Origin of the sequence: Pseudoalteromonas sp. APC 3495, assembly GCF_030407645.1 — a bacterium.
Lineage (GTDB): Bacteria > Pseudomonadota > Gammaproteobacteria > Enterobacterales > Alteromonadaceae > Pseudoalteromonas > Pseudoalteromonas tetraodonis.
In genome coordinates, this window is record NZ_JASDDA010000009.1 from 103,947 (window position 1) to 126,721 (window position 22,775).

21 protein-coding genes are annotated in these 22,775 nt (G+C 39.4%); 6 read left to right on the forward strand and 15 right to left on the reverse strand.

Annotation, left to right across the window (positions count from 1 at the left end):
* Window positions 1-268 precede the first annotated feature (268 nt).
* Both ssb and QL984_RS05935 read right to left on the reverse strand, forming a co-directional pair.
* Entirely contained in the window at window positions 269-970 is a 702-nt protein-coding gene (gene ssb, locus QL984_RS05930) for a single-stranded DNA-binding protein (protein ID WP_024602151.1), read from the reverse strand.
* A gap of 20 nt (window positions 971-990) precedes the next feature.
* Complete coding sequence (locus QL984_RS05935; RefSeq protein WP_024602150.1) at window positions 991-2,358, reverse strand: MFS transporter; 1,368 nt, start codon at window positions 2,356-2,358, stop codon at window positions 991-993.
* A gap of 163 nt (window positions 2,359-2,521) precedes the next feature.
* On the opposite strand from QL984_RS05935, the gene uvrA reads away from it, so the two are divergent.
* Window positions 2,522-5,347 (forward strand): excinuclease ABC subunit UvrA, encoded by a 2,826-nt coding sequence (gene uvrA, locus QL984_RS05940; RefSeq protein ID WP_024602149.1) that lies wholly within the window; start codon window positions 2,522-2,524, stop codon window positions 5,345-5,347.
* Window positions 5,348-5,376: 29 nt separating this feature from the next.
* Window positions 5,377-6,438 carry a hypothetical protein gene (locus QL984_RS05945; protein WP_013463914.1) on the forward strand — a complete coding sequence of 354 codons (1,062 nt, stop codon included), beginning with the start codon at window positions 5,377-5,379 and terminating at the stop codon, window positions 6,436-6,438.
* 146 nt (window positions 6,439-6,584) lie between these two features.
* On the opposite strand, the gene QL984_RS05950 is transcribed toward QL984_RS05945, so the two are convergent.
* On the reverse strand, window positions 6,585-8,729 hold the full coding sequence (locus QL984_RS05950; protein WP_036955775.1) for a winged helix family transcriptional regulator: 2,145 nt from the start codon (window positions 8,727-8,729) through the stop codon (window positions 6,585-6,587).
* Between the two features lie 283 nt (window positions 8,730-9,012).
* Between QL984_RS05950 and QL984_RS05955 the strand changes: the two genes are divergently transcribed.
* Window positions 9,013-9,363, forward strand: coding sequence for a hypothetical protein (locus QL984_RS05955; RefSeq protein WP_013463912.1), 351 nt, complete (start codon window positions 9,013-9,015; stop codon window positions 9,361-9,363).
* Window positions 9,364-9,390: 27 nt separating this feature from the next.
* A complete protein-coding gene (locus QL984_RS05960; RefSeq protein WP_036955772.1) occupies window positions 9,391-10,311 on the forward strand; it encodes a TraB/GumN family protein in 921 nt (306 codons plus the stop codon).
* A gap of 122 nt (window positions 10,312-10,433) precedes the next feature.
* On the opposite strand, the gene trpS is transcribed toward QL984_RS05960, so the two are convergent.
* Genes trpS through rpe form a run of 3 tightly spaced genes read right to left on the reverse strand, consistent with a single transcriptional unit; the run spans window position 10,434 to window position 12,820 of the window.
* A complete protein-coding gene (gene trpS, locus QL984_RS05965) occupies window positions 10,434-11,438 on the reverse strand; it encodes a tryptophan--tRNA ligase (protein ID WP_008115060.1) in 1,005 nt (334 codons plus the stop codon).
* A 33-nt stretch (window positions 11,439-11,471) separates the two neighbouring features.
* Window positions 11,472-12,137, reverse strand: coding sequence for a phosphoglycolate phosphatase (locus tag QL984_RS05970; protein WP_028834493.1), 666 nt, complete (start codon window positions 12,135-12,137; stop codon window positions 11,472-11,474).
* The gene (gene rpe, locus QL984_RS05975) at window positions 12,137-12,820 is read right to left on the reverse strand and encodes a ribulose-phosphate 3-epimerase (RefSeq protein WP_096038101.1); all 684 of its coding nucleotides are present in this window, start codon (window positions 12,818-12,820) and stop codon (window positions 12,137-12,139) included. Before rpe ends, QL984_RS05970 begins: the two co-directional genes overlap by 1 nt.
* A gap of 297 nt (window positions 12,821-13,117) precedes the next feature.
* Here rpe and QL984_RS05980 point away from each other — a divergent pair, with 297 nt between their 5' ends.
* Both QL984_RS05980 and QL984_RS05985 read left to right on the forward strand, forming a co-directional pair.
* Entirely contained in the window at window positions 13,118-13,417 is a 300-nt protein-coding gene (locus tag QL984_RS05980; protein ID WP_008115055.1) for a hypothetical protein, read from the forward strand.
* A gap of 4 nt (window positions 13,418-13,421) precedes the next feature.
* A complete protein-coding gene (locus QL984_RS05985; protein ID WP_013463909.1) occupies window positions 13,422-13,607 on the forward strand; it encodes a DUF2970 domain-containing protein in 186 nt (61 codons plus the stop codon).
* On the opposite strand, the gene QL984_RS05990 is transcribed toward QL984_RS05985, so the two are convergent.
* The 9 genes from QL984_RS05990 to QL984_RS06030 all read right to left on the reverse strand — a co-directional run bounded on the left by QL984_RS05990 (window position 13,570) and on the right by QL984_RS06030 (window position 22,703).
* The gene (locus tag QL984_RS05990; protein ID WP_008115051.1) at window positions 13,570-14,421 is read right to left on the reverse strand and encodes a Dam family site-specific DNA-(adenine-N6)-methyltransferase; all 852 of its coding nucleotides are present in this window, start codon (window positions 14,419-14,421) and stop codon (window positions 13,570-13,572) included. The two genes, QL984_RS05985 and QL984_RS05990, sit on opposite strands and share 38 nt — an antisense overlap.
* A gap of 53 nt (window positions 14,422-14,474) precedes the next feature.
* Window positions 14,475-15,791 carry an AAA family ATPase gene (locus QL984_RS05995; protein WP_128583454.1) on the reverse strand — a complete coding sequence of 439 codons (1,317 nt, stop codon included), beginning with the start codon at window positions 15,789-15,791 and terminating at the stop codon, window positions 14,475-14,477.
* Window positions 15,792-16,862 carry a 3-dehydroquinate synthase gene (gene aroB / locus QL984_RS06000; protein WP_008115047.1) on the reverse strand — a complete coding sequence of 357 codons (1,071 nt, stop codon included), beginning with the start codon at window positions 16,860-16,862 and terminating at the stop codon, window positions 15,792-15,794.
* Between the two features lie 29 nt (window positions 16,863-16,891).
* On the reverse strand, window positions 16,892-17,410 hold the full coding sequence (aroK, locus tag QL984_RS06005; RefSeq protein ID WP_008466255.1) for a shikimate kinase AroK: 519 nt from the start codon (window positions 17,408-17,410) through the stop codon (window positions 16,892-16,894).
* Between the two features lie 448 nt (window positions 17,411-17,858).
* The gene (locus QL984_RS06010; RefSeq protein ID WP_013463907.1) at window positions 17,859-19,949 is read right to left on the reverse strand and encodes a type IV pilus secretin PilQ family protein; all 2,091 of its coding nucleotides are present in this window, start codon (window positions 19,947-19,949) and stop codon (window positions 17,859-17,861) included.
* Window positions 19,936-20,472 carry a pilus assembly protein PilP gene (locus tag QL984_RS06015; RefSeq protein WP_008115036.1) on the reverse strand — a complete coding sequence of 179 codons (537 nt, stop codon included), beginning with the start codon at window positions 20,470-20,472 and terminating at the stop codon, window positions 19,936-19,938. The genes QL984_RS06010 and QL984_RS06015 overlap by 14 nt, the downstream gene beginning before the upstream one ends.
* Entirely contained in the window at window positions 20,472-21,074 is a 603-nt protein-coding gene (locus QL984_RS06020; RefSeq protein WP_008115035.1) for a type 4a pilus biogenesis protein PilO, read from the reverse strand. Before QL984_RS06020 ends, QL984_RS06015 begins: the two co-directional genes overlap by 1 nt.
* Window positions 21,064-21,636, reverse strand: coding sequence for a PilN domain-containing protein (locus tag QL984_RS06025; protein ID WP_008115031.1), 573 nt, complete (start codon window positions 21,634-21,636; stop codon window positions 21,064-21,066). Before QL984_RS06025 ends, QL984_RS06020 begins: the two co-directional genes overlap by 11 nt.
* Window positions 21,624-22,703: a pilus assembly protein PilM gene (locus tag QL984_RS06030; RefSeq protein ID WP_013463905.1), complete on the reverse strand. Its 1,080-nt coding sequence runs from the start codon at window positions 22,701-22,703 to the stop codon at window positions 21,624-21,626. Before QL984_RS06030 ends, QL984_RS06025 begins: the two co-directional genes overlap by 13 nt.
* Between the last annotated feature and the right edge of the window lie 72 nt (window positions 22,704-22,775).

Here is a 22,775-nt window from a genome sequence, read left to right on the forward strand (position 1 = left end):
TAATGTTTATAAACATTATATTTAGCCTTCAATTAGTTAACTAAACAGCTGTCATTATTTATATATTAGTTTGAACAAAGGAGGGCTTGGCTTAAAAAATAAAAACACCAGTATCACAGTGCTTTTTACACATTCATATGTTTACTTTAGGAAGTGTTTATTCAGATTTAAAAACTGTAGAAATGGAATACGGTCATTTTTTTAATAAAAAAGCCGCTTAATAGCGGCTTTCTAGAAAACTTTTAAACATTTTGCTTTTTGTCTTAGGTCAAAACGGGATATCGTCATCAAAGTCGATTGTTGGTTCCATAGGGTTTGATGCGCCACCTTGCGGTGCATTTTGTGGCTTAGGTGCAAACCCGCCTTGCTGTTGTGGTGCACTATTTTGTTGTGGTGCAAAACCACCTTGCTGCTGTGGCTGGTATTGGTTGTTTTGCTGCGGTGCTGGCTGCTGAGCAGGTGCAGATTGCTGCTGTGGAGCATAACTGCCTTGCTGGCTATTTTGGCCTTGGTTATTTTGACCATAACCACCGCTTTGTTGCCCGCCTTGGTTGCCTTGATAGCCACTACTTTGTTGACCACCTTGGTTACCTTGATAGCCACCACTTTGTTGATCGCCACCGCGTGCACCTAGCATTTGCATTTGACCCGTAAAGCCATCGACAACGATTTCTGTGGTGTATTTTTCTTGGCCTTGTTGATCAGTCCATTTACGGGTTTGAAGTTTACCTTCTACGTAAATTTGTGATCCCTTGCGGCAGTATTCACCCACAATTTCAGCTAACTTGCCAAAAAATACCACACGGTGCCACTCAGTTTTATCAACCATTTGGCCAGTGTTTTTATCTTTATAGCTATCTGAAGTTGCTAAGGTAATATTTGCTACACCATTACCATTAGGCATGTAACGAACTTCAGGATCTTGCCCTAAATTACCAACCAAAATTACTTTGTTCACACCGCGTGCCATGGAACCATCTCCTATAAACGTTAGATTAAACCAGCCACTCTTCGGGCTTGGTCTAGGTCAAATTCTTTATCATTAATCTTTAAGTAGCTACGACTTTCATCGCGAACTACGGTTGCTTCTATTACGCCGGGTAAAGCAACTAACTGAGAAGCCAGTGTTTGTGCCTGCTCTTCAGAATCTAGTTGGGTCATTAAACTAATAACTTTGCTTTTCGGTGGGACTTGCATTTTCCACGCAATAATAAGCCATATTACCCCAACAAGTGCCGCCGCCGCAAACACAGCTTGCGTACTAGTTGTTTGTGCTACATACCCGCCAAGCATGCCGCCTAAAAAAGCGCCTAAAAACTGGCTCGATGAATACCCCCCCATGGCTGAGCCTTTTTGGCTTGCTGGAGCAATACGCGACACAAGAGCCGGCATAGTGGCTTCTAAAAAGTTAAACGCAACAAAATATAACAGCATACAAACCGCAATACCAACAACGCTGTTTGCCCACATAGACATACTTAACATGCTGACTATTAAAACCATAACAGAACCAATAAAGGCTTGTTTTTCTTTCTCTTTTTTAATCGCCACTATCATTACTGGCACCATTAAAAAAAACGCCAAAAATAAAACCGGAATATAAAGCTGCCAATGGTTTTCGGCCACTAAGCCATCTTTAATTAATTGGCTTGGTAATACTACAAAAATAGTCGTTAATGTTAGATGCAGCAATAATACGCCTGCATTTAAACGTGCCAGCTGTGGGTGTTTAATCAATTTTTTGATGTCACTAAAACTGGCAAGCGTATCGCCTTTAGGGGCTTTATTTATTGCACTGGGAACGAGCATAGTGACTATAAAAATACCACACACAGCCAAAATAGCCGTTAGCCAAAATACGCCTGCAATGCCCCACGAAGCTGCCACTATAGGCCCTAATAACATCGCAAACGCAAAGCTCATGCCGATGCTCATGCCAATCACCGCCATAACTTTGGGGCGCTGTTCATCACGGCTTAAATCTGATGCAAACGCTAATAATGCGCTGGCTATAGCTCCCATGCCTTGTAACGCACGCCCTACCGTCACCATTTGAATAGACTCTGCCAAAGCGGCAATTACCGAACCTAAAGCAAACACCGCCAAACCACCGACTATGACTTTTTTACGACCTATTTTATCGGAAAGTCTCCCCATTGGGATTTGTAATACGGCCTGAGTTAAACCATACGCACCAATTGCAAAACCAATCCAGATAGGTGAAAAGCCTTCAAGCTCTTGACCATAAATAGCTAAAACAGGCATCAGCATAAACAAGCCGAGCATTCTAAATGCAAACACACTCGCTAACGATACGGCAGCGCGTTTTTCTCGTGAATTAAGTGAAGATGCGGTCATTATATGCGTGATCTTACTGTGTTAAAAAATTAGGCAAGGATTCTATCACAAGCTTGGCAATAATTAATCGTCTATAACTAAGGATTTTTTCGATGATCAAGGATTAATATTGCAGCGTATTATGCGATACTGAACAAATAATTTTGGCAATAAACGAGATAGCATGGAAAACATTGAAGTCCGAGGCGCCCGCACGCACAATTTAAAAGACATCAGCCTAACCATCCCACGTGATAAACTAATTGTTATTACTGGCTTATCTGGTTCAGGAAAGTCATCACTTGCATTTGATACGCTGTATGCAGAAGGGCAACGCCGGTATGTTGAATCACTCTCTGCTTATGCAAGGCAGTTTTTGTCATTAATGGAAAAGCCCGATGTAGATCATATTGAAGGCCTTTCTCCTGCTATTTCCATAGAACAAAAATCAACCTCGCATAACCCACGTTCAACCGTGGGAACTATTACTGAAATCTACGATTATTTACGCTTGATGTTTGCACGCGTTGGCGAACCTCGCTGTCCGACTCATGATTTACCGCTCGCGGCGCAAACAATCAGCCAAATGGTCGATACCGCACTGGCGCTGCCTGAAGGCACAAAGTTAATGCTCTTGGCGCCTGTTGTTAAAGACCGTAAAGGCGAACATGTAAAGCTATTAGAGCAGCTTGCAAGCCAAGGCTACATTCGCGCACGTATTGATGGCGAAGTGTGCGACCTATCTGATCCACCACCACTAGATCTACATAAAAAGCACACAATTGAAGTCGTGGTTGATCGCTTTAAAGTCAAAGACGGCCAGCAACAACGTCTCGCGGAATCATTCGAAACAGCACTTGAAATGTCAGGCGGCGTTGCCAACATTGCGTTTATGGACGATAGCAATGCTGAAGAAATGCTGTTTTCAGCAAATTTTGCCTGTCCAACCTGTGGCTATGCGATGACAGAGCTTGAACCGCGTCTATTTTCGTTCAACAACCCAGCCGGGGCTTGTCAAAGCTGTGACGGTTTAGGTGTAAGGCAATACTTTGACCCTAATCGCGTGGTTCATAACCCTGAGATAAGTTTAGCTGGCGGTGCAATTAAAGGTTGGGACAAACGCAGCTTTTACTACTATCAAATGTTGCAAGCAGTTGCACAACATTACGACTTTGATTTAGATGTGCCTTATCAGGAACTAGCTAAAGAACATAAGAAAATTATTCTAGATGGCTCGGGTGATACTAAAATTGCATTTAATTACCGTAATGACCGCGGTGATTTAATTACACGTAATCATGTATTTGAAGGCGTGTTAAATAATATGAACCGCCGCTACCGCGAAACTGAATCAAACTCTGTGCGTGAAGAGCTAGCTAAGTATCAAACTAGTCAAGCGTGCCCTAGTTGTAAAGGTTCGCGCCTTCGCCAAGAAGCACGTAACGTATTTATTGGTCAAACTAACTTACCAACCATCACACATATGAGTATTGGTGAGGCAATGAGCTTTTTTGAAGGCTTGCATTTGACTGGGCAAAAAGGCCAAATTGCGGAGAAGATTTTAAAAGAAATTCGCGATCGTTTATCTTTCTTAATAAATGTTGGCCTAAATTACTTATCACTTGAGCGCAGCGCCGACACGCTCTCTGGCGGTGAAGCACAGCGTATTCGTTTAGCGAGTCAAATTGGCGCTGGATTAGTAGGTGTAATGTATGTTTTAGATGAACCATCTATTGGTTTACACCAACGTGATAACGACCGTTTATTAAAAACCTTAGTGCATTTACGTGATTTAGGTAACACCGTTATTGTTGTAGAGCATGATGAAGACGCGATCCGCGCGGCAGATCATATTATTGATATTGGTCCGGGTGCTGGTGTCCATGGCGGCCATGTTATTGCTCAAGGTACACGCGATGATATTTTAGCGAGCAAAGACTCGGTTACCGGTCAGTTTTTATCGGGGGTGCGTAAAATTGAAGTACCTAAAGAGCGCCATGCTACTAACGATAAATGGTTAGAGCTGTTTGGCGCTACCGGTAATAACTTAAAAAATGTTGATTTAAAAATACCCTTTGGCTTAATGACCTGTATTACCGGTGTATCGGGCTCAGGTAAATCTACACTCATTAACGACACCTTATTTAAACTCGCTCACACTGAGCTTAATGGCGCCACAACTGCAGAAGCGGCCCCTTACAAGTCAATTGCAGGCCTTGAGCACTTTGATAAAGTGATTGATATTGACCAAAGTCCTATTGGCCGCACACCGCGTTCAAATCCTGCAACTTATACCGGTATTTTCACCGGTATTCGTGAACTGTTTGCGGGTACTCAAGAAGCCCGTTCACGTGGTTACAAAGTAGGTCGCTTTAGCTTTAATGTTAAAGGTGGGCGTTGTGAGGCATGCCAAGGTGATGGCGTTATTAAAGTAGAAATGCACTTTTTACCTGACGTATATGTGCCGTGTGATGTATGTAAAGGTAAACGTTATAACCGCGAAACCTTAGAAGTACAATATAAAGGCAAAAACATCAACCAAGTGCTCGATATGACCGTTGAAGATGCCCATGACTACTTTGATAAAATACCGGCCATAGCACGCAAACTTAAAACCCTAATGGATGTTGGACTTTCTTATATCCGCTTAGGCCAAGCCGCTACAACACTTTCTGGTGGTGAAGCACAGCGAATTAAGTTAGCACGTGAGCTTTCTAAGCGTGATACCGGTAAAACGCTATACATATTAGATGAGCCAACAACAGGCCTGCACTTTGCAGATATAGAGCAGTTATTAGTAGTACTGCATCGTCTGCGCGATCATGGCAATACCATTGTAGTGATTGAGCACAATTTAGATGTCATCAAAACAGCCGACTGGATCGTTGATTTAGGCCCTGAAGGTGGTGCTGGCGGCGGTGAAATACTGATTGCAGGTACACCAGAAGAAGTGGCTGAATGCCAGCGCTCTCATACTGGGCACTACTTAAAACCGTTATTAAATAAATAACGGTAATACGCTTTAGATAAGGAAAGTCGGTGTTAAGGTATTTAAAAATTGCAAAATGGCGTGCTAATAAGCAGTTTAAGCAACAGCAAAAAAGCTGGCAACCACACCAAGTTAAACTGCTTAGCCATATAAAAAGCATATGGTTTAACCTTAACACCGCGCAAAAACTTTATCTGCTTGCGTTTATAACTCTAGCCATTTTTAAGTTAACGTGGCTATGTGCCACTATTACTATTATTGCGCTGATCATAGAATTTTGGCCTAAGTTTAATCAACTATGGAATTCACTCGCCGGTAAAGCACTTATTTTGGTATTTTATGCCAGTATTGCTAACTTTGTTTTAGCAAGTGCTAGTGGCATTGTAAATGAAGTCACTCAGGTATCAGCTAATCACTTTAATTACACTCATAACTTTGCCACTTTATTATATTTACCGCCTTGGACACTAGGAATAACTCTGGCAACACTGCTCGGCTTACAACTTATTTTGCCTTTTTACATCATAGTGTTATTACTAATCAAGCCATTTGGATCTGATCGCATAAAGTTTATTAGCCAAAGCTACTCACCACTTCTAACTGCATTAACCCGCTTTTTTTTAGCGACGGTAGTGTTTGTAAGTCTGATTGCATTTATTGATGAAAAACCGCCTGAAAAAGTATTAAACGATATAGTAAATAGCTTTGAAAATAGCCAATCGCTCGCAAATAAATCCCCCGCTGAGCAAGAGCAAGCCATAGAAAAATTGAGTGAGCAAATAGAGAAAAAACTCCCCTCTTCAGACAATGACGGCGCTCAGACAAAAACATTTGGTATTCGCTTAGAAGGCGAAGATGAGAACACTCAAACGGTTAGGCAGTTTTTAGATACTAAAGGCTACTTTGAACGTAGTAAGCGCTTAATTGCCATATTTGCCTATAGTTATGAAGCAGACAGTTATTCACGCTGTAAGAAATCAACAGAGAGTAAGTCAATCGAACTCAATGATTACGAAATTATTGAAATAACGCCTGATCAAAGCATGCCTTACGGTTATAAATTTATAGTTAGAGCCTGTGAGTCTGCCGGTATTTCTGCTACAAAACATTAAAATACAAAAAATGCCGCTAAATTAGCGGCATTTTTGTATCTGCAAATAAACGCGCTTATGGGCGTGGAATAAACCCAACCGCATCATAAACTGCTTTTAATGTAGTTTCTGCACGCGCGCTGGCTTTCTCGGCATAATGAATAGCGCTATTCGCTCCAACTAATTTGTACTATTTGCATATCTTTATACTTAGATCCCGTAAACAATATTTCATTGCTTTCGTTTACCTCAAAACCAATAGGTCGAAAGTCCACGTGTGTATCCTGTATGGTTTGATCTTGTAAATTTAGCCTAGCGATTCTAGAAATAGAATCTGAATAATAGAAATAGTTTTTGCTAATGCCATATGCAACTGACTTTTTGGCATTTTTAGGTAATTCCCAGCTTTGCCTATCTGAAAGGCGAATTAATTGATTATCATTGGTTACGTATCCGTTACCTTTACTATCTGAAATGAGTTTACTCGCTTTTATTCCTTCTATCACGCGTGTATCGCGGGTGAGTAAATTAAATTCTGCCAATATATTTTTTGAACCAAGTCGCTTAATATAAATAATGCTTTCGTTATTTTTTGACCAAATATAGCTTATTATTTTATGCTTATTAAATTCTTCTAACGGATAAAATTTTTGAGCGTTTACGTCATAAAGTGAATAGCTTTTATTTTTTATGAACATTATGTGCTGCTTATTGGAAGAAGCTCTGAGCATTCCTAATGCAAAAGTCGAAGGGGCATCATCATAATTAAAAAAGCTAAGTTGCTTTGTAAAACCATTTTGAGAGAGCCATAATTGACTGCTGCCAGAACGCTCAGATACGAAAACATGCGCAGGCCCTTCTTTATTAACTATTTCAATAATGTTGTAGTCGTCTTTATCACTTTTATAGAGCGTTTCATACTTAGGTGTATCGCCAAAAGGGTCTGTTGCTTTAATTAGCGAGTATGATTGGGTTTTATTCTCTGAATAAAAAAGACTATTGGCAGAGTGAACCGCTATATAATAAGGATTTATCTTTGGGGTTACTGTTAGCGTATGTTTAACAATGTTTTTTTCATCAAACATAATGGTTGAAAGCTCAGAACCTTCAAATACAATCACGCCTTTATCGTCAGCAAGCCAATCAAATGCAAAGCTAATCGTGCTTTTTTCTGCTTTAAATAACCGCTTGGTTTCATGGGTCTCAAAGTTATAACTAAATACAGAAAAAGGCTTACCCTTTTGACTAAGTATATATGCTATTTTATTACCAGAATGAGATAAACGCGGCATGATTACGCCATACATTACCCCTGGTGGTGGGATCACTATGAATTCTTTTTTAAGTTCTAAATCAAATTTATATAAACCTGAACCTTCATGCTCATTTTTATATTCGGTGTAATAAATATGTTCACCACTTTCGTCTACTTGCGCATAACCTGTATATCTAAGGTCACACTTTTTAATAGAGGTAGCCTCCCCAATAACAGGAAACTGGCTTAAATCAACAAGTACCATTTCGCACTTTTGCTGCTTTAAATTGGTAGCTTGTAATAGCACTGAGTGCTGGTTTAACTGCCATGATAAAATAGACACCTGAAAGCCTGGATAGGTAATTTCAATCTCTCGCTGATCTGAAAGACGCTTAACAAATGCATGCATTACGTCATTTTCAGGTTCTATATTAGTGTAAGCTAAAAACTGTTTATCAGAAGATACCTCGGGGTGAACCTCGCTGCCAATATTCCACGTACTTGCTACCTTATTTACCGTGATCTGTTTAATCTTTTCGCTAGAAGGTGCATTAATAAAAAACAACCCAAACCATACTAAAAAGCATATAAAAATAATGACGACTAAAGAATAGATCAAAAACTTTTTACTATTCGTTCTTTGAACCGGTTGAGAAGTAGTTGCAGTCACTACCTCTTCATTTTTTGCAGAAATATCCGGTGAGTCAGGCAAAAAGTTTACAGGCTCTTCAAAAACGCTTGCTTGCGTTAAGCGCTCTGGTATGACGGTTAGACTGTACCCTTTACGGTAATGCGTTTTCAAAAGCGGCGCTTTTTCAATGGGGTGAGCAAGCTGCTTTCTTAACTCTGAAATAGCACGATTAATCGCATTGTCGTCTACAAAGCTTTGCTGCCACACACTCTCTATTAGCGCTTGACGGGAAACGATTTGTTGAGGCTTATCTATAAAATACAGTAATAGCTTTACTAAAAGTGGGTCTAATTCCCTTTCCATGTTGTTTGAAGTAATCACACATCGATTACTAATAAATTGCCAAGGTCCGATTTGATAATTCATAGTGTTTACGTATTTTTATTTTTCACTAACCCTATCACAGGTACACTTTTTAATATAGTTAGGTGAATTAGAAACCTTATTTCTGCAGATAAGGTTTAAGGCTAACACTTTAATTTAAAACAATAAAAAAATAAAAATTCTTATGAATAAATCACTCACAACTAGATAAGCGACTCTCGGTAAATTCAGCGATATTCTTTAAAACGTCATCAACAAGCAGCTTACTGAACACGACTTTTAAATGTTAATTAAGCTGACTTTTAAACATAAAAAAGGTTTCATTATGAATAACGCAACTAAAAAAGTATTACCCGTAATTATATTAGCAACAGTATTTAGTACAGCCTCTGCAGTCGCTACAGAAAGCAAAAGCAACACGCTATTAGCTAATTCAGGGCAATGTGCAGCCGGTGAAATAGTCATCAATAGCAATCAAATAATTTATGCTACAAACACCGATTCACTCATTAAGCATGAAGTAAACACTGAAACATTATTTACTAGTATAGAGAATCAAATAACGGCCGACTTTGAATCTTCTATAAACAAGATGAACGCAAAAATTGATAGCAACCTTTCGAAAATAACGTCATCACTAACAACTTATATAAGCACTATTTTAACCAATCAATAATAAATAAAATTTCATTAAGGAAGTGTTATGAACGCATTTACTAAAAAAGTATTTTCAGCAACTGTATTATTGAGCAGCTGCTTATTAGCAACGACTGTGCAAGCACAAAGCTCAGTGTGGCAGGTAAGCAAAGGAAATGACTCATTATTTATTGGCGGCACAGTACACATTTTACCGAAATCAGAAATGCCTCTACCAGTGGAGTTTAACCACGCCTATAAACAAGCAGATACTATTGTATTAGAAGCACCAATACCTGATCCTAGCGATGCACAAGCACAAATGAAAATGTTGAGCGCACTATCCTATAAAAATAATGAAACATTGAGCCAAAAGCTAACTCCAGAGGTAAAGCTCGCATTAGAAAACAAGCTGGCTGAATTTGGTGCAAATCTGAATAAATTAGATAACTTTCGCCCAGCAATGGTTAGTATTGTGCTGATGTCGATGGAGTTGCAAAAACAAAATTTAATGGGTGAAGGCGTTGACGCTTACTTTACTAAAAAAGCGACATTAGATAATAAAGAACAACAATACTTAGAGACGATGGCATTTCAGTTAGAGTTATTTAAGACTATGGGTGAACATAACGAAAATGACTTTATCAAAAATAATTTAGCTGGGTTTGATAATTACGGTGTGATGTTTAAAAAATTACTCTCAGCTTGGCGTGAGGGTGATACACAATCGCTCTATACAGTAGCACTTGAACCGATGCAAAAAAATGATCCTGCAACTTATAAACAATTAATGACCGATAGAAACAATAACTGGCTAGTTAAAGTAGAACAAATGTTTAAAAACGATAAAAGTGAATTTGTACTTGTGGGCGCAGGACACCTCGCCGGAGAAGATAGCTTACTGACATTACTTGAGAGTAAAGGCTACCAAGTATCTTTAGTTGATATTAACAATACAACTTCCAAAACAACTGCTGAGGCCGATTGATGGATAAAACAGACAAGCAAGCAATGTCACTTCTATTTATATTTGGCTTTTTAATGTTAATCAGCGTGATATAAAAAATGCCGCTAAATTAGCGGCATTTTTGTATCTGCAAATTAACGCGCTTATGGGCGTGGAATAAACCCAACCGCATCATAAACTGCTTTTAATGTAGTTTCTGCACGCGCGCTGGCTTTTTCAGCCCCTGTTCTCATGATGTCATTAAGAAGTGTTTGATCTTCACGAATTTCTTTAAAACGTGTTTGAATTGGCTCAATCATGCTGACAACAGCTGCTGCGGTGTCTTTTTTCAAATGGCCATACATTTTGTCTTCGTATTCAGGGACTAACTCTTCAATTGAGCGCTTAGTTGCCACACTTAGTAGCGTAAGTAAATTAGATACACCTGGCTTTTCTTTGCGATCAAAGTAAATACGCGCTTGCTCGTCAGAATCGGTAACTGCTTTTTTAAGCTTTTTCTCAATCTTTTTCGGCTCGTCTAACATCATAATAAAGCCATTTGGATTTTCATCTGACTTAGACATTTTCTTCAGTGGATCTTGCAGGCTCATGACTCGCGCACCAAATTCTGGAATATACGGTTCTGGCAGCGTAAAAATATCGCCGTAAACATTATTAAAGCGAGTTGCAATATCACGCGTTAGTTCAAGGTGCTGTTTTTGATCTTCACCTACAGGTACTTTGTCTGCTTGGTACAGTAAAATATCAGCCGCTTGCAAAGCCGGATAAGCAAATAACCCCACATTAATATTATTAGCATGCGTTGCCGACTTATCTTTAAACTGGGTCATGCGATTAAGCTCACCCATTTGCGCATAACAGTTTAATACCCAGCCAAGTTGCGCATGCTCAGGTACCTGAGATTGTACAAATAACGCCGCTTTTTCTGGGTTAATACCGCATGCCGTATATAACGCAACGCCATCGAGTACACGAGCACGCAATAATTCAGGGTCTTGGCGTACGGTAATTGCATGCAAGTCTGCAAGCATAAAGTAGCTATCATATTCTTCCTGTAGCTTAACCCACTGGTTAATAGCGCCAACATAGTTGCCTATTGTCATACCACCGGTTGGCTGCATGCCACTTAATACTACTGGTTTACTCATGATTTTCCTTTATTTTTACTTAATTAAAAATGCTTAACGCTGTGTTAGTGTCGGTATTATAGCTAAGAAGTTATCGCATAGGTACTGCGGATTATAATCCGCTAACTGCTCTCCCTGGTGATACCCATAAGTAAGCGCTATCACGTCAATGTTAGCGGCTTGCGCTGCGAGTATGTCACTCTTTGAATCACCAATCATAATCGCTTTATCAGGCGTTATATTTAATGCATCGCAAGCAAATAATAGCGGCTCAGGTGACGGTTTTTTTGCCATGTCGTCACCGCAAACAATCACTTCAAAATGACTGCGAATAGCGAGCTTATCTAAAAGCATTTCAGTAAAGCGGCGTGCTTTATTAGTAATAAGTGCTTTAGGCATACCACTGAGAGCAGCAAGACCAGTTTCAACATGCTGATATAACACACTGTATTCACCGATCTGCTCACTGTAATGTTGATAAAACAGATTGATAGCTCGTTCGCTTAAAGCCTCATCGAGATGCTCACTAATTTGCATATCGCCGCAAAGGGCTCGTTTAACTAACACCTCAATGCCGTTACCCACCCAACTTTCAACTAATCGCTGACTGACAATTGGAAACGCTAAATCGCTAAGTGTTAAATTTAAAGCCATATACAAGTCGTACACGCTATCAACTAGGGTGCCGTCTAAGTCAAAAAACGCTGCATCATATTTCATTATTCAACACTTTCTAATTGCTGACGCATCTCATCAATCACCGTTTTATAATCAGCCTGATTAAAAATAGCTGAGCCTGCAACAAACATATCTGCACCCGCTTCAGCCGCCGCTGCTATGTTATCTACTTTAATACCGCCATCTACTTCTAAACGAATATCACGTCCAGATTCAACAATGCGTTGTTTTGCCTCTCGCAGTTTCTCGAGTGTTTGTGGAATAAAACTTTGCCCACCAAACCCAGGATTTACTGACATTAATAAGATCACATCTACTTTATCCATTACGTGATCGAGGTAACTTAAACTCGTTGCAGGGTTGAACACTAAGCCTGCTTGGCAACCTTCATCTTTTATCAATTGCAAAGTACGGTCAATATGCTCGCTCGCCTCTGGGTGAAAGGTAATAATTGATGCACCCGCCTTGGCAAATTGTGGAATTAAGCTATCTACCGGTTTTACCATTAAATGCACATCAATCGGGGCTTTAATCCCGTAGTCGCGAAGTGCTTTACATACCATTGGGCCAATCGTTAAGTTAGGTACATAATGGTTATCCATTACATCAAAATGAACGACATCAGCACCTGCGGCTAACACTTTGTCGACATCTTCGCCTAATCGTGCAAAGTCTGCAGATAATATTGAGGGCGCTATTAAGTATTTTTGTTCACAGTTGAGCATCGCTAATCCGTTAATGAATAATTTATGCCGTTAATGTAACTTAATTAGCGAAGTTACCCAAGTAGCACCTTTAAAAATAGCGCCAAATAAGTAATGTTAAAGCCTTATTGTGGCTATTCATGAAAAAGAATAACCTGCTGAGGATGTAGGCTTTATAATTAAAAAAAGAATCAGTTTTTAAGCGGGGGCCACTCAGTATTTAAAACACAATACAAATAAACAATAACAAAAATAAAGTGTATTATTTAAGCAGTTTTTGTTATGCTGGGCAAAGAACTAAATTATTAGGTTTATATTATGCGTGCTTTTAAAATTGGATTATTAATCACGTCGGTAAGTGTTATTATTGGAGCAACATCGCTTTGCTCAAATACTGAGCAAGATTTAGGCTCAGCCAACATTTGTCTTCATAAAGAGCAAACCAACGCTATTAATAATAGCGCAACCCGTTGCATTCAAATTGAAGAGGATTCGTCTTGGGCCTCTTGGTTAACAGGTGATAGCCGTAGCGCTCAGTTTCATTACTTAGACTTGCTAGAGTTGTTAACGGGTACTGATGACAAACACAAGCCCTCTTCAATCAAGCCATTATTTTAATTAAATGCAGCACTTTTTTAGCGCGTTACAAAGCGTACTGGCTGCATTTTTTGGTGTTCAATCTGAAGATAAGCGCAAAACAGACTTTAAGCACCACTCTCCAATTACGCTAATAGCTATTGCCGTAGTACTGTTTGTATTATTTGTACTGGCTATTTATGCAACCGTGACTTCGGTGCTAAATACATAGCCATTAGCTCATCCACTTTATTTCGTGAACCGCCCTTTGGACTAATCGTACGTTTAACCTGAATTTTATCCAGTGATGCTTGACTGTAAATTTTGCGTGTCCACACGGTATCGTGGTTTGAAATAAGGACTGGCGTGTTATTCTCAAATGCCGCTTGCTCAGCCAAGTTAGCTAAATTAGCCTGATCATCTAAGTTAAATCCGCCTTTAGCGTAAGAGGTAAACGATGCGGTTTTACTTAATGGCACATAGGGCGGATCGCAGTATATCACCGCATTTTTAGGGACCAGTTTAAATACATCATCGTAGCCTAAGCAGGTAAATGTTGCTTTTTGTGCTTTGTTGGCAAAAAAGTACATTTCTTTTTCAGGAAAATAAGGCTTTTTATATTTACCAAAAGGCACATTAAAAATGCCCTTTAAGTTATAGCGACATAATCCGTTATAACCATGGCGGTTCATATATAAAAATAAAATAGCTCGCTCATACACATCGCTGCTTTGGTTAAACTGCACACGATAATCGTAATACGCATCTGGATGGTTATTTAAATCAACAAATAGTTTTTTTGCATCGCTAATAAACTCATCCGGCGAACGTTTAAGCTCTTTATATAAATTGATTAAATCAGCATTTATATCGTTAAGTACGTAGTGTTTAAAATTACTATTTAAAAACACTGAGCCCGCACCAACAAAAGGTTCAACCAAGGTATCTGCATGTTTACTTGCTTGATTTAGTCGCGCGTTAATATCTTCAACGAGGCTGTATTTTCCGCCAGCCCATTTAAGGAAGGCTCTACTCTTTTGCTGCATTGGCTCTTTACTTCAATTCGGTGTTGCGCGATTTTACACTAAAGTCACTGAGTTTACTGATCAACTCGTGCAATTTCTTGTTTTATTTTGCTAATTTTTTTATAGAAAGGTTTATTTTTTCTTACTCCAGCGGGGAGTGCTTGCAGTGCTTGTTTTGCCTCATTTAAGTTAGCAAAACTGCCTGTTGTTACCACCCACCATATTTTACCATTTCGCTTAGTTTGATATGTATTGGTAATACTTTCTAGCTTATGTTCAGCAATAAACTCATTGCCTACCTGCTGCTGAGTTACGGCTAATAGCTGAATAACAAAATTATCTTCAGGTTGTTCTAGGTACCAGTTACTGGGTATTTTTACTATTTGGCTTTGCTGCTTTACCACCTCAGGTACGCTAATGGCTTCTTCAACCGGCGGCGGTGCTGGCTTTTCTTGTTCAGTTAAAGTCGATGGCTCCGTTAAACTTCCTACAATTGCTGGCACGTCATTGTGGGCACTCTCATCTGTAGTTGGCTCTTTAGTTATAGGCTGTGGCGAAGTAAACAGGGTTGATGATTTAACCGGTTGTTGTTTATTTTGAATAGCTTGCTCGGTTGTAATAGCGGTTGTGAGGACTTGCTCATCGCTTTGACTATTAGCATTTTTCCACCATTGGGTCATATCAGCTTTGTATACAACGCCAATAATCAATAACATAATTATGAGTAATAGTGTGAGCAACTGTAAGCGCCAAGATACTTTGTCTTTTACGATAATATCAGCAACTTGTTCGCTAGGCTGCCAGGCTAATAAAAGACTTGGGTTACCTTGGGCTTCAACTAAAAAGGTTTTAAATACAGGGTCTTCATCATAAGGTAGCGCCGTGAAGTACCATCCCATTAGCTGCTTACTTTCAACCAAGTTTAATGGCTCTAAATGAATATTAACTACCTCTTTAAACGGCAATTTAGATTGCGATGCAATCATAATGTAAAGCACATTGGGCGCACTTTTTGATAACAGCTCGAGCTCTGCAATTAGTTCTTCAGATAGGTGCCTGCCGCCATCGATAACCCATAAACACGCGCCGCATTGTTGTTGCTTCGCTAATTGATAATAGTTTTGTGAAAAGCTCAGGTTGTGATCAATTAAAGGGGCATTAAAGCTTTGCTCTAATAATTGAGTCATCAATTGCACATCAGTCATTTGAGCGCCAACTTGCACAAACGCTTTATTAAAATCGTTATATTTATCAGTGATGAAGGTTTCAAGCAAATAGCTTTTACCTAAACCAGAAGTGCCCAACAAAACAATTAGGTTTTGACCATATTCAAATTGCAATGCGATTCTATCCACCAAAGCCGCACGGCTCGGTAAAATTTGTGACTGCATTTATTGCTCGATCAATGCTCTGACTTGATCATCAGACACATCATCAACTAATGCACATTGACCAAATTCGGTGGGTAAAATGAATCGGATAGTCCCTTTTTTATTCTTTTTATCTTTTCGCATATGCAGTAAAAAGTGCTCACTGGTCATATCGCTAGGTATCTCGATTGGTAAGCTATATTGCGCTATTAATGCAGCAATACGCTCTACATCTTCTCGTGTTAAATCTTGGCGAGTATAAGCAAGCTTTGCAGCAAGTACCATACCTGTTGCGACTGCTTCTCCATGTAACCAAACACCGTAACCCATTTGTGCTTCAATAGCATGCGCAAACGTGTGCCCTAAATTTAACAACGCACGAAGACCCTGCTCTTTTTCATCTTGTGCAACAATGAGCGCTTTAATTTCACAGCATCTGAAGATGATGTGCTGTAAACACGTCTCGTCTAATTGTTGTAATTTAGCGATGTTATGCTCTAGATAAGCAAACAGTTCAGTATCGTAAATCAAGCCATACTTAATAACTTCAGCCATGCCTGCAGCAAACTCGCGTGTTGGTAAGGTATGCAACGAACGTGTGTCAATAAATACAGCTTGGGGTTGATAAAAAGCCCCAATCATATTTTTACCTAGCGGGTGATTAACCGCTGTTTTGCCGCCAACTGAAGAATCAACTTGAGATAATAAAGTGGTTGGTATTTGGATAAAAGGGACGCCACGCTGATAACAAGCAGCAACAAATCCAGTTAAATCACCTACAACGCCACCACCTAATGCAATTAAGCAGGTGTCACGGCCGCAATTATTCTCAAGTAGGAATGCCGAAATTTTTTCAAACCAAGTGAGTGATTTATATTGCTCACCATCTGGAATAATAAAATGCAGTGGGTTTAGCTGTGCTAATGAATCAAGCAACTGTTGAAGGTACAGCGGTGCAATCGTTTCATTAGTAATGATGATAGGCCGACAATCACCAATGTGATGGATTAGACGGCCTGTATCTTGAAGTGCAGATTGGCCAATATAAATAGGATAACTTCGCTCGTCTAAATTAACAGTTAATTCAAGCATGCTGGGTTAGTCCTTTTTAATACTGGCTTTTAAAAATCCAATTTCTCGATGATTTGGTTAGCAACAACTTTCGCGCTCTGCTCATCAGTGCGTACAACAAAATCAGCTACTTCTTTATATAATGGTTCACGCTCTTCTGCTAAGCGCTCAAGTACATCACGAGGTGCTTCTTCTGTTTGCAGTAATGGGCGACGCTTGTCGCGTTGCGTACGTGCAACTTGCTTTTCAATCGGTGTCTCTAAGTATACAACAATACCGCGAGCCGAAAGCTTGTTTCGAACTTCTTTACTCATTACTGAGCCACCACCGGTTGCAAGTACAATACCTTGCATTTCGGTTAAGTCACCAATAACAGATTCTTCACGAAGTCTAAAGCCTTCTTCACCTTCAAGATCGAATACCCAGGCAATATCTGCGCCCGTGCGACGTTCGATTTCTTGATCAGAATCAACAAATTCAAGGTGTAATTGGTCAGCGATGTGACGACCAATCGTGCTTTTGCCAGCCCCCATGGGGCCAACTAGAAATATATTACGTTTCTCAGCCATATCTTTTAGTACAAACGAACTCTAAAATTTGAAATAAAACCCCGCCTAACGACCTGGCCCCAAAATTAAGAAAGGGATTATCTCAGTAATCGGTCGGGTATTTCAAGTCAATTAGGATAAAAAGCCATATAACGAGCAATTAAACTAAATAATTACCCACTGGTTAACAAAAAAGCACCTTATTATAGGCAAGTTTATCTTCTAGGGTTAAAATTTATGCAATTAAGGTTACTACATTGTTGCTTCATGAAAGCTTTTGCATGGTAACTTTACAAGAGCCTGAATTACACACAACATAAACGCAGCCTTAAATACATCCGCAGTACAGTACATGATCAAAATTATATACTGTCTTATTGTACATTTATAGGGAGTGTTCACACCACGATAACTAAATTACATACCCATACTATCTAGGCTGGTATTCAACCTAGATAAGCTTAAATATTTAGTCTATTTGGATTTTAGGTGTGACAAAAATCAGCAGTTCGCGCTTTTCATTGAACTCGCTTGTGCTTTTAAATAGTCTTCCTACGTAAGGAAGGTCGCCCAATAAAGGTACTTTTTTGGTCGAATTAATAATTTGCTGTTGGAAAATACCACCCAACACTACCGTTTGTCCATTCTCAACGAGTACTTGAGTCTCAATTTGTTGCGTATCGATGGCAACCGCTGGGCCTGTACCTGTTTGAACCGTATCCCCTCGGGTATCTTGAGTAATGATTAAATTTAAAATAACTTTGTTATCGGGTGTGATATGAGGTGTCACCTCTAGGCTTAGTACCGCCTTTTTAAAACTTACGGTTGTTGCACCACTTGAAGCTGACTCCACATACGGGATCTCAGTACCTTGTTCAATACGCGCTTTTTGCTGATTAGCAGCAGTAATGCGTGGGCTTGCAATGATTTCACCTTTGTTTTCTTCTTCAAGGGCGGTTAATTCTAAATCAATTAATGTTCCGTTAGCCAATTTAGCAATGTGCATACCTATACTTGCCGATGGATTCGCCACAGGTAAATTAACGTTAAGTCGATCAGAAAGGCTAGGAATATTACCATTAGAAATCGTTTCAGCTCCTTCTAATGTGCCAGAAACACCGTCTGAGCCTTGCTGATCACTAAACCCCCAACGAACCCCCAAGTCTTCAGTTACGTTGTCACGTACGGTTACCATACGCGCTTCAATAACCACTTGTTTAACCGGTATATCTAAAGTTTCGACCATACGACGAACACTTTCAATACTTTTTGCAGTGTCTTTCATTAATAACGTATTAGTACGTTGATCAACAGACACGCTCCCTCTGGCTGTAATAATACTGTTGGTATCTGTTTTTAATAAGTCGGCAAAATCTTCTGCTTTTGCATAATTTAAGCGGATGTATTCACTGTAAAGTGGCTCTAAATCCTCAACTTGCTGTTTAGCTTTTAACTCTTTTGCTTCACGGGCAGCCAGCTCTTCAGATGGTGCAACCATTAAAATAGAACCGTCCATGCGTTTGTCTAAGCCTTTTATTCTAAGCACGACATCTAACGCCTGATCCCACGGAACCCCATCAAGGCGAAGAGTAATATTGCCTGTCACTGAGTCGCTTGTTACCAAGTTAAAATCATTGTAACCGGCAATAATCTGTAACACAGCACGAACAGAGATATCTTGAAAATTAAGCGTCATAGGACGACCCAAGTACTCTTTACCACCATCTAAGTAGGCATTTTGCGTTTCATCTTTCTCAACCGTTAAGGTAAAAATATTCTCAATTTGCTGATAGGTATAGGCAAATGCAGTGTTTGGTTCAATCACTAAACGTGTAAGGTTATCTTCTTTAAACGTTTCAATACTGCTCACCACAGTGCCAAAATCAAGTACATCTAATTCATACAATAAATCATCTAAAATATCGGTATGATGAAACTCGGCAATGATTTTTCCACCGCTTTCATGAACCTCTACAGCTGCCTGAGTATCTTGTAGATAAACAAGTACTTTCGCTTCACCTTTTTCTCCACGTCGAAAGTCAATTGCTTGAATACCGTTAATATAATTAGACGTGTAAGCAGGCTTATCTTCGCTGGTTGTTAAAATTTGCTCTGTGAGTGGGTTATCAGAAATTCTAATAGAAACTAAATTATTGTTTACTTCAGTCTCATAAATTTTTAATCGGTCCAAGTTAATGGTCACTTTTAAACCCGCACTGGTCATCATACTCGTGATGTTACTGATACCAGCTTGGTTGATAGCGATATTCGTCAACCCTTCATCTAATTCTACCCCATCAAATAGTAGCTCTATTCTTGCAGGGCTATTAAAAACTTGTACTGCTGGTTGCTGCTGCAACTCTTCATCAAAAACTAGCTGTAATTCGGTTTCACCTTTAAGCAATGGATTATATCGAACGTCATAGAGTAAAGGGGCTGCACTTACGGCTTTTGTCATTAGTAGTAAAAAAACAAACAATAAAGCAGATAAAATACGATGATGCGAACACTCACCTTTGTGCATATAGGGTATACCTTTTTTCTTATTAATTTGCGCCATTGGTTGCCGCCTCTAACATTTCTAATTTGGTCAAACGTTCTTTCCAACAACCTGACCCATCAGGGATTAATTCTACTAATTCAATATAGTCACTATTAACACTGCTTACTTTTCCGTCATAGGTGCCTAAATAGCTTCCTATTGTTACTCGGTGCAAGGTGTCATCAGCAGCTGTAATGAGCGCCCATGTTTTGCCGTTCGATCCTATTGTGCCCCTCATTGCTAAATTATCTAATGGGTACTTCTCCAGTGGCTGACGAACACGCTCTGGATCTGGGTGAAGACAGTTTTTAACTTGTGTTAGCTTGTTTTGAATAATTTCTGGTTCTGGCGCTACAAAAGGGCTACGTAAGTCTTTGGCGTTATACTCAAAGTGCTCAAACTTAACTAGCTCAGGTATTTTTTCAATACGTGCCGTGGTATTTGCCTTAACCTGATCAATAAATTCTTTTTGCTCCGATGTATCCTCGTTACAGCCACTGAGCAAAAACATCGCAGTGGTTAAAAAGAGAAGCTGCTTCATCATCTCACCCCCTCTTCATAACGGTAAGTTTTTGCTACTACACTGAATGTTAGCTGCTTTTCGCCAGATGATAAAATAGAAAAGTCATGTAAACTGACAATTCTTGGTAGTTGAGCCACTTTCCCTACAAATTCGCCAAACTCATGATAAGTACCTACCACTTCAATTTTAATTGGCAACTCGGTATAAAACTCTTTTTCAACTTCTGGCAACCAACCAATTTTTAAAAATGTTAACCCGCTGGTAGTACCCACATAAGAAAGGTCGTCCAATAATCCTGGCGTCTCATTTGAAGTAGGTAGGCGTTTTAATAATTGAGAGAATTTATCTTCCATCTCAACCATTTGCTCACGATAAATATCAAGCTTGCTGGCAACTGCATATTTAGTTCGGTAGGTTGTGCGTAACTCAATTTCCTTAGCAACGGCATTGTGGTAGCTGTCTATTTCATCCGACACTAATAAGCTGTAGCTAAAAAACAACACCAAACAAGCTACAAAAGTTCCGCATATTGCTTTTACAATAACGGGCCACTCACCGATGTTATCGAGCTCGATTTCATTCCAATCGATTTCTGTAAACGATTTAAAATCAAGGTTCATTACGTACCTCACCTATTTTGCCAAATGGTTTTACGTAAAACTCCATATTAAAATCGCTGAGTAAACGTGAAGATTGATCGCCGGCAACAATACCTTGCATAGTCGGGCGCTCTAATAAGTAAGAGCTTTGTACCTGTCTGAGCATAGTAGATAAACGATTATTAGACTCACTTTTGCCTAACACATGAATTTGATTACCTTTGCGCTCCAGCTTGGTTAAATAAACCCCTGCAGGCACTATTTTTGCCACTTCATCCATTATTTGAGTGCCTAAATTACGACTACTTTGTAACTCTTCAATTAAACGCATACGTTGTTGTAAGTTTTCTTTTTTCTTGTCTAGATCGCGTATGTCGCGAATTTTATTGTCGAGCGTTGTAATTTCTGAACTAAGATAATTATTTTTTAACGTTTGCCCTTCTTTTAGAGCACCATAAAACACACTCAGCATATACATACCAGCAAAACAGACGATAACCACAGCCATAAGAAGTGTTATAAATTTCTTTTTAGACTGCTCACGCTGTAGCTCACGCCAAGGTAATAAATTTATATGTGGCATGATGAAAAGCTCCTCAACGCCAGGCCAGTCGCAATTGCAAATTGAGTGCGGTGGCGCTGTATTATATTACGATCAACTCTAGGGGATATTTCCATCTTATCAAATGGTTCAACAACAACTGTGTGTATTCCTAATTCTTCAATCAGCAATCTATCAATGCCTTTAATCATCGCTGAGCCGCCCGTCAATACAATATAGTCCAATTGTTCTTTACCTGTGGTGGTTAAAAACATTTGAACAGCACGACGAACCTGCTGGAGTAACGATGTTTGAAAAGGTGCTAACACTTCAAATGTATAGTTTGGAGGTAAATCACCGGTTGTTTTGCCAATTTCAGCTTCATCAAAGCCTTTGTTGTAGTAAGCAACGATACTATTTGTGTATTGGTCGCCACCAAATACTTGGTCACGGGTATAAATTGTCTCACCAGATTGCACTACACTCACCAAGGTGAGTACAGCACCAATATCAACCACTGCAACCGTTTTGTCATATGCATCTGATGGTAACTGTTGGTAGTAAACATCCATAGCGCGACTTAGCGCATAGCTTTCAACGTCCACTACTTTTGCGGTTAAATTCGCAGCACTTAACGCACCGACTCTGGCTTCAACGCTTTCGGTTCTAGCGGCAGAGAGCAGTACATTTATTTTGCTCGGGTCAGCACTATTTGTAGAGAGCTTTTCAAAATCAAGACTCACTTCATCTAGTGGGTAAGGAATTAAGCTGTCGGCTTCAATTTCAATCTGCGACTCTAATTCAGCGTCGCTTAAGGAAACATCCATGAAAATAACTTTAGTAATCACGGTTTGCCCAGAGACCGCAACAGACGCGAATTTTAGCGACTTTGGTAGCTTTCGTTTTAACTTGATTATCACATTACCAATTGCTTCAATATCTTGAATATTACGCTCACTCATAGCGCCTTTTGGCATAGGTTCAATTGCAAGTGCTTCTAGTCGAAGCCCAGTTTCTGTTTCACTTAAAAGTACGGCCTTGATAGAGTGCGATCCAATATCAATACCTACCATCATTGGTGATGGTTTTTTTATTAGTTGACTTAGCATGTTTGCAACTTTGCCTTTGTTTTAATAATAAACAAGTTAGAATTTATATCTTAAAAAATATTATTCAATTTT